The organism is Pontibacter sp. HJ8, assembly GCF_054824225.1.
Map to the genome: position 1 here is coordinate 1 of NZ_JSYF01000441.1, position 11,090 is coordinate 11,090.

The window sequence follows — 11,090 nt, forward strand, 5'->3', positions numbered from 1 at the left end:
TGAAGCCTTACAGTCAAATTTAATTTCTTATTTAAAATTAATCTAAATAATTCTTGTCCGGCTTCGACTTGCCTGTTAGCTTTGCAGCATATTTATATTAAGTCTAAATAAACATAAAATAAAATACATATGCTTTCAACACTTAACTCAAGAATGCTTGCCGTAGCCGGATTTGCTCTTTGCTCCCTCTTCTCCTCCTGCTCTGACGACAAAGATGAAGTGTCGTATGACGTGCCCACCACATACTCCTTTGAGAATGTGAACTACTCCGGTCAGACCGACCGCATTAGCATGCTCACAGAACTGGACGGCTACATCAAGACAGGCAACAACGGGGCTGTACTGAACGCCCAGAAAATGAAGAACATGTACGCCAATGCGAACGCTCCGTTTGCGGAAGCCAGACTGAATACTTCGGGAAAACAGCTAAAGGATAAGACAATCATGTCTGCGCAGGCACTGATCGAAAACTATTTTGATGTGGCTGCCAACGCCAGCCTCCAGGGAACTACACCAGCCATCAACGGCAAGGCAGGCATCCTGACCACTGCTGACAACAGCAAATACCTGGTGGATGCCAATGGTGTGGAGCCTGCTCAGATTATCCAGAAGGGCCTGATGGGAGCTGTGTTTTACTTCCAGGCAGTCGAATCTTACCTGACAGAAGCCAAAACTGGCGCTGCTGTTGACAACGCAACTGTTACACCGGGCGAGGGCACCAAGATGCAACACCACTTCGATGAAGCATTCGGCTACTTTGGCGCACCAATCGATTTCCCCACCAACCTGAACAACCTGAAGTTCTGGGCCAACTACAGTAATAAAGTAAATCCTAGCCTGGGTAGCAACAAAGCCATTATGGATGCCTTCCTGAAAGGCCGCGCCGCCATCAACGCGAAAGACATGAAGGGCAAAGACGAGGCCATCGCCACCATCCGTACGGAATGGGAGAAGCTGGTAGCGGCCTCTGCCATACTGGAGCTGAACCTGGCCAAAACGCATATTGCAGATCAGGCCAAGAAAAGCCATTACCTCTCTGAAGCGATGGGATTCGTCCTCAGCCTGAAATTTAAGTCTGACCGCAAGATAACGGATGCCCAGCATCAGGAGGCCCTGGCAAAGCTCGGCACCAACTTCTATAATACAACAGCCGCTGACATAAACGCTGCCATCAACATCATCAGCACCGCTTATGGCCTGGACAACATCAAGGCTCAGTTGTAGAGAAACTGCACAGAGTCATATTATTTTAACCTAAAGCAGCAGCAGCTACGGCACCTCCCATGCCCCGGCTGCTGCTCTTTGCATCACCAAGCACTATGATTGCACGAAAGAATTTTACTTATGCTGCTGCGCTGGCCTGCCTGGCTACCCTGGCAAGCTGCGGATCCAACGACGGCGACTCCGGGCCTAAGTCAGAATTTGACCGTCAGGCCATGCTGGTTAACTATTCGGATAACCTGATAGTACCTGGCTACGAAGCATTCAAAACAGAATCTACCCAGATGGCCACCGCGGTGGATGCCTTTACGACCAGCCCCTCGGCTACCACGCTGGCCGGTGCCCGCAAAGAGTACCAGGAGGCATATCTGGCGTGGCAGGACGTCAGCACGTTCGAATTTGGCCCTGCCGATGAGCAGATGCTGCGCAGCAACCTGAACATCTACCCGACCACGGTAAGCCAGATAGAGAGCAACATCAGCAGCGGCAGCTACAACCTACAGATAACAGCCAACCTGTCGGCCAAAGGGTTTCCGGCGCTGGACTACCTGCTGTACGGGCAGGCAACAGATGCCGCTGTAGTGGAGCAATACACGACCGCCACCAACGCCGCTAATCGCAAAAAGTACCTGCAGGATCTCACGAACCTCATCAAGCAGGCGGCAGAGGCCACACAGACCGCCTGGACAACCGGCAACACGGCGAAGAGTTTCAAGGAATCAGGGGGCACAGCGGTGGGCAGCTCCATTGGCAATCTGGTGAACCAGTTCAACTTTGAGATAGACCTGACAAAACGGGCCAAGGTAGGTATACCATCCGGCAGGTTCACGGCGGGCACACCCCTACCTGACAGGGTGGAGGCCTACTACAGCAAGAGCTCGCTGGCCCTGCTGGAGCGCAACCTGAAAGCCCAGAAGGCTATCTTTACAGGCGCCAACGGCCTGGGACTGGATGACTACCTGAACCACGTGGGCGCCAAGTACAACGGCAAGAACCTCTCGGAGGCTATCATCCAACAGCTGGATGCCGCTCTGGCCGCGGTGGCTGCCATTCAGGTGCCCCTGTCGGAGGCTGTGAGCAGCAATCCACAGCAAGTGAGCAAGGTGTATGAGGAGTTGCAGAAGCTGATCGTGCTTACCAAGACTGACATGCCTGCCGCCCTGGGAGTTACCATCACCTACACAGACAACGACGGCGATTAACCAAAAAGCCCGCCATACATGCTACAAAGACTGCAAGCACGATTGACAGCCCCGGTATCTGCCGCTCCTCTGGCAGTATTCCGCATCATCTTCGGCGGGATGATGTTGGGCAGCATCGTGCGTTTTGTGGCAAAGGGCTGGGTGCACGAGCTCTATGTGGCGCCCAAGGTATACTTCCCATTCTATGGCTTTGAGTGGGTGAAGCCGCTGGGCGAAACAGGTATGTATTTGCTATTTGGGCTGATGGCGCTGACAGCGTTGGGCATTATGCTCGGACTGTTCTACCGCTGGTCAGCCACCCTTTTCTTCCTCAGCTTCACCTACGTCGAGCTCATCGACAAAACCAATTACCTCAACCACTACTACTTCGTGAGTGTGGTGGCACTGCTGCTGATAACGGTTCCGGCGCACCGGCACTTCTCGCTGGACGTGCTGCGCAAGCCGCAGCTATGGGTGAGCCAGGTACCCGCCTGGACTGTCCTGATTTTCCAGCTGCAGTTGGGGCTCGTTTACTTCTATGCCGGCGTCGCGAAACTGAACGCCGACTGGCTTTTCGAGGCTATGCCGCTGCGCTACTGGCTGCCCGCACACACGCATATGCCGCTCATCGGGCCGCTGTTCGACAAGCTGTGGGTCGCATACCTGTTCTGCTGGTTCGGCGCTTTCTACGACCTGACCATACCTTTCTTTTTGAGCTGGCGCAGGAGCAGGCTGTTTGCCTACCTCACGGTCATCGTGTTTCATGTGCTCACGGCGATGTTGTTCCAGATCGGTATGTTCCCCTACATCATGATGGTGAGCACGCTGATCTTCTTCTCCGCAGGCTTCCATGAAAAGATCCTGAGCACACTTCGAGGTATAGCCCAGGTAAATACGCCCGAAGCCACGGTATTCGCCCCCGTTTTCAGACCAACTCAAGGTATACTGCTCAGCCTGCTGGCGCTGCACTTCCTGCTGCAGGTGCTGGTGCCGTGGCGCTTTTTGCTATACCCTGACAAGCTGTTCTGGACCGAGCAGGGCTACCGGTTTTCGTGGCGCGTGATGCTGATGGAGAAAGCGGGCACGGCCTTCTTCTATGTGCGTGATCCACGCAACGGGCAGGAGACCGAGGTCTACAACCGGGACTACCTGACCGTGAACCAGGAGAAGATGGTGGCCACGCAGCCTGACATGCTCCTGCAGTTCGCCCACATACTGCGCGACGACTTCAGGGCGGAGGGTATACCGGACCCGGAGGTACGCGCCGAGGCCTATGTGACCCTGAACGGCCGTGGCAGCCGCCTTTTGATTGACCCGAAATTTAACCTGGCAGCCGCCTCGGAGAGCTTCCGGCACAAACACTGGATTTTACCTTTTGAAGAAAAAACACTGCAGCACGAGGCTGTGGTGCAGACCGAATAACATGCGCGCAACGCTCTCCCTCTTTTTTCTGCTGTGCAGCCTGCAATTCTCGCTGGCACAGACCTTCAGCATTTCCGGCACCATCCTGAATGCTACTACCAAGCAAGCCGCTCCTGAAGCCGAGGTGCTGCTCATCGGCAAGGGAAATATCGTGAAAGCCGATGGCAAGGGCAATTACATGATTGGCGACCTTCAGGCGGGCACTTACACCCTTACCGCCTACAGCATCGGGCTGGGCGGCCAGACACAGCAGGTCACCATCAGCGATGCCAGCGTAACAGTTCATTTCAGCCTGAAGCCACTGGAGGGGAACCTGAGCGAGGTGAACGTAAAAGGGGAGCGCGAGAAAACCTTTGGCATCACTCGCCTGAACTCCGTGGAAGGCACGGCTATCTACGAAGCTAAAAAAAGTGAAGTGGTTGTACTGAGCGACATTACCGCCAACAAAGCTACCAACAACAGCCGGCAGGTGTTTGCCAAAGTAGCCGGCCTCAACATCTGGGAAAGCGACGGCGCCGGCCTGCAACTGGGAATTGGGGGACGCGGCCTCAGTCCCAACCGCACCTCCAACTTCAACACACGCCAGAACGGCTATGACATCAGCGCCGATGCCTTGGGCTACCCTGAGAGTTATTATACCCCTCCTACCGAGGCCTTGGAACGCATTGAGGTGGTACGGGGCGCGGCCTCATTGCAGTACGGGACGCAGTTTGGCGGCATGATTAACTTTGTGATGAAGGAAGGGCCGGAAGATAAGCCCTTTGAGTTGACAAGCCGCCAGACAGTAGGTTCCTGGGGCTTCCTGAACAGCTTTAACAGCATCGGCGGCACCAAAGGCAAGCTCCATTACTACGGCTTCTATCAGTACAAGCGCGGCGACGGCTGGCGAGAGAACGCCGGCTTCGATGCCCATACCGCTTTTGCCTCTGTACATTACAACCCCAACGATAGACTGGAGATAGGCTTCAACTATACCTACATGGACTACCTGGCGCAGCAACCGGGCGGCCTGACAGATGCAGCCTTCAACCAGAACGCGCGCCAGTCGCTGCGTGACCGCAACTGGTTCCAGGTGAACTGGAACCTGCTGGCGCTGACGCTGGACTACCGCGTGAGCGACCGCACCAAAGTGAATGTGCGCAACTTCGGGCTGCTGGCACAGCGGGACGCCCTGGGTTTTATGGGCAGGATTAACCGCATGGATGACACGGCGCTTCCCCGCACACTGCTACAGGACCAGTTCAACAACTTCGGCAATGAGACGCGCCTCATCCACCGCTACGACCTGGGCAATACTTTCTCGACTTTGCTGGTTGGTGCCCGCTACTACCGCGGTTTCACGGATCAGAAACAAGGCGATGGCTCCATTGCCGCTGACGCCGACTTCAACTTCTATTCTGAGACAGGGGCGCCCAACGCCTCCAGCTACGACTACCTGAGCCGGAACGCAGCTTTGTTTGCCGAGAATATTTTCAACATCACTTCTAAGCTGAGTTTGACGCCAGGCGTACGCTACGAGTGGATTAACACCAACGCAGATGGCAGCTACCGCGACGTGATGGCTGACCAGGCCGGAAACGTCATCCGCGATAATGTGGTGGCGGAAAAGCGTGCCAACACGCGCAATGTGCTGCTGCTTGGGCTGGGCATGAGTTACAAGCCAAGTGAGCAGATGGAGGTATATGGCAACTTCTCCCAGAACTACCGCGCCATCAACTTCAACGATATGCGCATCATCAACCCGAACCAGCTCGTGGACCAGAACCTGCAGGATGAAACCGGTTTCAACGCTGACCTGGGATTCAGGGGCAACATCAGTGGCCTCTTAAATTATGACGCCAGCCTCTTTTACCTGGCGTATGATAACCGCATCGGCATCCGGAACAAGGTGATAGACAACCAGATCTACCTCTTGCGCACCAACAGAGATTTCTCCCGGAACATCGGCCTGGAAACCTTCATCGAAGCCGATCTGCTGAAGCTATACCTGGGCAAAGATCACCCCTCCAGCCTTTCGGCTTTCTCGAACATCACGTTGGTGAATACCAGATATGTGAGCGATGACAAAGCCTATGATGGGAACCGGGTGGAATTGGCCCCGGCGCTTATTGCCAAGACCGGCCTTTCCTTCAAGCGCAACAACTTTAAGCTGGCTTACCAGTATGCCTATACCTCGAGTCAGTACACCGATGCGGATAACACAGGCAAGGAGGGTGAGTTGGATGTGACAGCTGTCGTTGGCCAGATACCTGCCTACTGGGTGATGGACCTCTCCGGCAGCTATACCTACAAGCGGTTCACGCTGGAGTCTGGCATCAACAACCTGACCGACAATCGCTACTTCACGCGTCGTGCCACGGGCTATCCCGGACCCGGAATTATTCCTTCCGATGCCCGAAACTACTACGTGACACTGCAGTTCCAACTGTAAAAGCAGCAGTAGGTAGCTGATAATTATTAAATTACTGCTATATTCAATCTTCCTTACACCAAGACAAGAATTATGAAAATCAAAAAACTCATTATGCCAGCCTTGCTGGCAGCAGCGCCTCTCTTCTATGGCTGTAGTGAAAGCACCGATGTTGTTGAATCCGGCACTTATCAGGGGGTAATACAGGAAGTTGAGCCTGAGAAGACCGAAATCTATGTAAAGACAGATGACGGAAAAGTGCTGGAGCTCTACTTCAAGGAGAACACAACCCTGACGCACCAGGGTGAGACCGCACCGTTTGAGCACCTGAAGGAAGGCGGCCGGGTAGAAGTACAAATAGAGAAAGTGGGCAACCGCCTTGACCCTGTTGCGGTTAAAATACTGGACTAAGCCAAATGAATGAACCGACTTTCTGGCGAACAGAGCTCTGGCACCCGCTTACGCTGCACTTCCCCATCGCGCTGTTGTTGTTTGCGACTGTGGCGAAAGTGGTTGCTGCTGTACTCAGAGGGGAGCGAGCGGTGTTCTGGCAGAAGGTCGGTTCTTTGTTATTGCTGGTAGGGGGCGCCACAGTGTGGGTGAGCGTGTATACCGGCGATATGGCCGAGGGCATCGTAGCCCGTAAAATCTGTGATCCCATCCTGCTGAAGCGCCACGAATCAGCCTCCTATACCTTGGCCTGGCTCTTTACGGCTGCCCTTGCCCTGCAACTGCTCCTTCACTTCAACCTGCTCAGGTTTCAGCAGAAAGCATTTCGCGTGCTCACCCTGCTGCTCATGCTGATAGGCTCCGGCTACCTCCTCCATGCCAGCCACCTGGGGGCGCAAGTAGTGTATGAGCAAGGCGGCGGCGTGAACGTGCCTCCCTCTAACTGCGCTGGTTACTGAGCTTTTCTCCGATCCAACATTCTGCTCTCTCCACAGCTTTTCTATCCCTTTCCTCTATACAGGCCAACCATTTAGCCGATAGATTAGCAGAAATTTTGCCCGTTACCATACGAGAGGAAATCCCTGGAGCGTCCCATAGTATGCACGAAGACAATGCAGAAGATCTTAATTCGATTGCCCTCTCTTTTTTAAAAAGTTAAGCGCAAGAAGAGCATGAACACGAATCTTCATCTTTTTCATTTCCGGGCCAAGCTAATTAAGTACAATGCCTTTGCAGTAATTATATAAGTTTGTTCCTGCCTGACACTTACGCCGCCCGATCAATTCCCTTCGCACGCACATCGTGGTAGTAGTTGCAAATGCCATTGAGCACACACTTCTCACACTTCGGATAAGACCAGGTGCAGACCTTCTGCCCGTGCTTGAGCAGGTGCTTGTGAAAGTTGAAGAGTACGAGGGCATCTTTGGGTAGCATGCTCAGCAGGATGTCGTGCGCTTTGTTGGCCGTGACCTTTGCCCCGATCATACCTACCCGCTGGCTCACCCGGAACACGTGCGTATCCACAGGCAGCACCGGCTTTTTGAAGTTGAACAGCAGCACCAGCGTGGCTGTCTTGAGCCCCACTCCCGGCAGGCGCGTCAGCCAGGCAATGGCCTCCTCCACCGGCATGTCCTCCAGGAAATCGATGTTCAGTTCACCCCGCTCCTCTTTGATGATGCGCAGCGTCTGCTGTATCTGGGGTGCCTTTTGCCCAGGATAGCGCGTCGTGCTGATGGCATCGGCCAGTTCCTCAAAGGGAGCGTTCATGATGCCTTCCCAGTCGCCAAAGCGCTCCAGCATGGTATAAAAAGCTTTCTCCTCGTCGGCATGGTTGGTACGATGCGAGAGCATGGTCGAGATCAGCTCATGCATGTGGCTGCGTCGCGGCTCCAGCTTCAGCGGTTTGTATTCCTGGTTCAGCAGCTCATGCGTGAGCAGCGCTTTTTCCTCTGCGGGTAGTTCGTATCCTTCCATGGCAGCCTAAACTTGGTTTGATGCTTATTAACGGCTACAGCCCTTGCGGCGTTTTCCGGAAAGCAGCTCACGTGCTGGCCCGCAGATACTTAGCACCTGCTATACCCAACTTCAGAAATAATGCAACATACACAACAATTTATTCCTATTCCCGCTATACCTGTAGCTTGAGCAGATTACTGGTGATTTAGAAGATAAATGGATGCAGATTAAATTCTTAGGAACAGGGGGCGCTTTTGATGTGGGTTATCTGAACTCTGCAGCCTTGCTGAGCATGCAGGACAAGTGCATTCTGATAGATTGTGGCTTTACGGTATACCAGGCGCTGGTTCAAAAAAACCTGATCCATCGTGTCAGGTATATCCTACTCACGCACCTCCACAACGATCATTGCGGCAGCCTGGCCAACCTGCTCCTACACAAGAGCGTCATCGAAAAAGCCTCCCGCCCCATTATCGTATACCCTTCCGAACAGTTCAAGAACCAGCTCTACGAGTTCCTGAAGATACAGGTAAAAGACCCGGACAAATATGTGGAGTTCATGCCGCTGGAGCAGTTTGCCGGCGTGAAGGCGGTCGATACCTATGGCCAGCATTCAGAGGGATTGCAGTCGTATGCCTACATTTTTGAGGAGGAGTACCGCATCGTGTACTCGGGTGATCTTGGAAAACCGGATGTGCTCTTCGACAAGCTCAGCAGGTTGCCTTCTATGCCGACCAGCGTATACCACGACATTACGTTCAATCCGGAAAACAAGGGCCATACCTATTACAAAAAGCTGTTACCTTACATGAATGGCGTTGAGATGTTCGGCTATCACTGCGACCCGACCCAAAGCCCGCCTGACAACCCGATCCGGCTGGTATTCTACGAAAAGGACCTGATGGCGTAGGCAGGGCTTCCGCTACAGGTATAGTCCCCTATTGCCCGCGTAACCGGCAGTTACAGCAAGGTATAGGTTTTGTCAAAAGCAAAGGCTTCGAATCGATTTCAACAAAACAAGTGTATTACTTTCAGGTTAATGCAGGAGCAAAGCATTAAAACCGAGAGCCCATGACTATTACAATGTTAGCCGACCCACAGAAAAAGACGCCATTTCTGCGCAGGCCACTGCACATGGCATATGCCGGTATATTTCTGATCTTCTGGGTTTATACCGGCCTGACCACACCGGATATGGCCAACTGGTTGCTGGAAAACACGCTCACCCTCTCCATGGTGATCATCCTGATCGCATTTTACAACATTTTCCGCTTCACCGATACCAGCTATACCCTGATCTTTCTTTTTCTGCTGCTGCACGTGTATGGCAGCCAGTACCAATACGCTGAAAATCCACTTGGTGAGTGGCTGAAAGAAAACTATAACCATTCGCGCAACCACTACGACCGCTTTGTGCATTTTGGCTTTGGGCTGCTGCTCACCTACCCGCTGTTCGAAGTATCGGCTTATGGTCTTAAACTGAGGCGCTTTCTAAACTACCTGCTTCCTGTGTTGCTTATACTCTCGCTCGGTGCAGTGTATGAAATAGTGGAGTGGATCGTGGCAGATGTGGTGTATAAGGGCGACGAACAGGGTATGAATTACCTGGGTATGCAGGGCGATATATGGGACGCACAGAAGGATATGGCCCTGGCCCTGCTGGGAGCTGCCATCACGACCAGTCTGGCGCTCCTGCTCGGCAAACAGAAGCAACCGGAATCAGTGCAAGCTTAATTGGTCTCTGTTTTCTGCTTATAAGCATCTGTCTCTATTTTCGACTCCCCTTCTTTGTACTTGGCTTTGCCAGTGGGCGTCTCGATCTTCAGTTTGCCATCTTCCATTTTGATCTTCACAAAATCATCCTCGTAGTTTACGTCGTCAAACTGCTGGTAATAATGCTGGCGGCTCTTCATGTGCTCTGCAAATTTTTCCAGGCCCATCGTGCGGGCAAGCTGCGCATCTGCCTGCAAAGCTTCCTGTACGGTGACCGGCTTTTTCTCTTCCACAACTTCCTCTACGGAATAGCCGGTGGTCGTTTCTGCTTCGGTGGATTGTTGCTCCATGCGTTCGCAGGCAGTTGAGCTCAAAGCAAGGAGCAAACTAAGTGCTCCTAAGTGTACTATTCTTTTCATTTTATCGGTGCCGGAATTGGTGAAGCGTGTCAGCCTCAGGTGGTAAGGTATAACAAAGCCAGCTGTGCATCCTACATAGCTGGCTTTGTTACTAATAATCGGATGTGCTTATAGATCGCCGCGCTCAGCAGCTTTCTTCATTTTCTCGTTCGCAAAAATCGCTATCTCCACACGGCGGTTTGCCTGACGGCCTGCGGCAGTAGAGTTGTCAGCTACCGGATAGTCAAACGCAAAGCCCTGGGTTGTGATACGGTTGCGGGCCACCCCTTGCTGCGTGGTAAAGCTAGCTACTGACTCCGCACGGCGCTCCGACAAACGCTGGTTCAGCTCACGGCTACCAGTGTTGTCGGTATGGCCTTCGATGATGACGTTGGTGTCCTCATACTTCTTCAGCGTTGCGGCAAGCTGCTGGATATCTGTCTGGGCAGCAGAACGCAATTGAGCGGAGTTCACGTCGAACAGGATACCGGCGTCAAATGTAATCTTTATACCTTCGCCCACACGTTCCACTTTGGCGTTCTCCAGGTCACGACGCAGTTCTTCTGCTTGTTTGTCCATGCGGCGGCCAATCAGCGCACCGGCTGTGCCACCCACAGCAGCACCAATGATGGCGCCTGCAGCTGTGTTGCCCGCTACTTTTCCTATCACACCACCTAATACGGCACCGCCACCGGCACCTATCGCACCGCCTTTAGCCGTACGGCTGGCGTTACAAGACGTGAACAGTATGCCCATCAGAACAAATACTGCCAGATAAATTCTCAGATTTTTCATAATCATATTTTTGTTGATCTGTTTAATTAATACCAGACTAAGAGC

Annotated in this window: 11 protein-coding genes; 8 read left to right on the forward strand and 3 right to left on the reverse strand. The window is 53.0% G+C overall.

What is annotated here, in order from left to right:
* The first annotated feature begins 129 nt into the window (after positions 1-129).
* The 6 genes from OB13_RS17315 to OB13_RS17340 all read left to right on the forward strand — a co-directional run bounded on the left by OB13_RS17315 (position 130) and on the right by OB13_RS17340 (position 7,142).
* Complete coding sequence (locus OB13_RS17315; protein WP_461491438.1) at positions 130-1,224, forward strand: DUF4856 domain-containing protein; 1,095 nt, start codon at positions 130-132, stop codon at positions 1,222-1,224.
* A 95-nt stretch (positions 1,225-1,319) separates the two neighbouring features.
* Positions 1,320-2,423 (forward strand): imelysin family protein, encoded by a 1,104-nt coding sequence (locus OB13_RS17320; protein ID WP_461491439.1) that lies wholly within the window; start codon positions 1,320-1,322, stop codon positions 2,421-2,423.
* An 18-nt stretch (positions 2,424-2,441) separates the two neighbouring features.
* On the forward strand, positions 2,442-3,824 hold the full coding sequence (locus OB13_RS17325) for an HTTM domain-containing protein (protein ID WP_461491440.1): 1,383 nt from the start codon (positions 2,442-2,444) through the stop codon (positions 3,822-3,824).
* 1 nt (position 3,825) lies between these two features.
* Positions 3,826-6,255 carry a TonB-dependent receptor domain-containing protein gene (locus OB13_RS17330; RefSeq protein ID WP_461491441.1) on the forward strand — a complete coding sequence of 810 codons (2,430 nt, stop codon included), beginning with the start codon at positions 3,826-3,828 and terminating at the stop codon, positions 6,253-6,255.
* Between the two features lie 72 nt (positions 6,256-6,327).
* Complete coding sequence (locus tag OB13_RS17335; RefSeq protein ID WP_461491442.1) at positions 6,328-6,645, forward strand: hypothetical protein; 318 nt, start codon at positions 6,328-6,330, stop codon at positions 6,643-6,645.
* A gap of 5 nt (positions 6,646-6,650) precedes the next feature.
* A complete protein-coding gene (locus OB13_RS17340; RefSeq protein WP_461491443.1) occupies positions 6,651-7,142 on the forward strand; it encodes a DUF2231 domain-containing protein in 492 nt (163 codons plus the stop codon).
* A gap of 307 nt (positions 7,143-7,449) precedes the next feature.
* Here OB13_RS17340 and OB13_RS17345 read toward each other — a convergent pair whose 3' ends face one another.
* Positions 7,450-8,157, reverse strand: a complete 708-nt coding sequence (locus OB13_RS17345; protein WP_461491444.1) for an endonuclease III domain-containing protein — start codon at positions 8,155-8,157, stop codon at positions 7,450-7,452.
* 202 nt (positions 8,158-8,359) lie between these two features.
* Here OB13_RS17345 and OB13_RS17350 point away from each other — a divergent pair, with 202 nt between their 5' ends.
* The gene (locus OB13_RS17350; RefSeq protein WP_461491445.1) at positions 8,360-9,049 is read left to right on the forward strand and encodes an MBL fold metallo-hydrolase; all 690 of its coding nucleotides are present in this window, start codon (positions 8,360-8,362) and stop codon (positions 9,047-9,049) included.
* Positions 9,050-9,210: 161 nt separating this feature from the next.
* Complete coding sequence (locus OB13_RS17355; protein ID WP_461491446.1) at positions 9,211-9,873, forward strand: DUF2238 domain-containing protein; 663 nt, start codon at positions 9,211-9,213, stop codon at positions 9,871-9,873.
* Here OB13_RS17355 and OB13_RS17360 read toward each other — a convergent pair.
* The gene (locus OB13_RS17360; protein WP_461491447.1) at positions 9,870-10,271 is read right to left on the reverse strand and encodes a hypothetical protein; all 402 of its coding nucleotides are present in this window, start codon (positions 10,269-10,271) and stop codon (positions 9,870-9,872) included. The genes OB13_RS17355 and OB13_RS17360 overlap by 4 nt on opposite strands.
* 108 nt (positions 10,272-10,379) lie before the next feature.
* Positions 10,380-11,045, reverse strand: a complete 666-nt coding sequence (locus OB13_RS17365) for an OmpA family protein (RefSeq protein WP_461491448.1) — start codon at positions 11,043-11,045, stop codon at positions 10,380-10,382.
* Between the last annotated feature and the right edge of the window lie 45 nt (positions 11,046-11,090).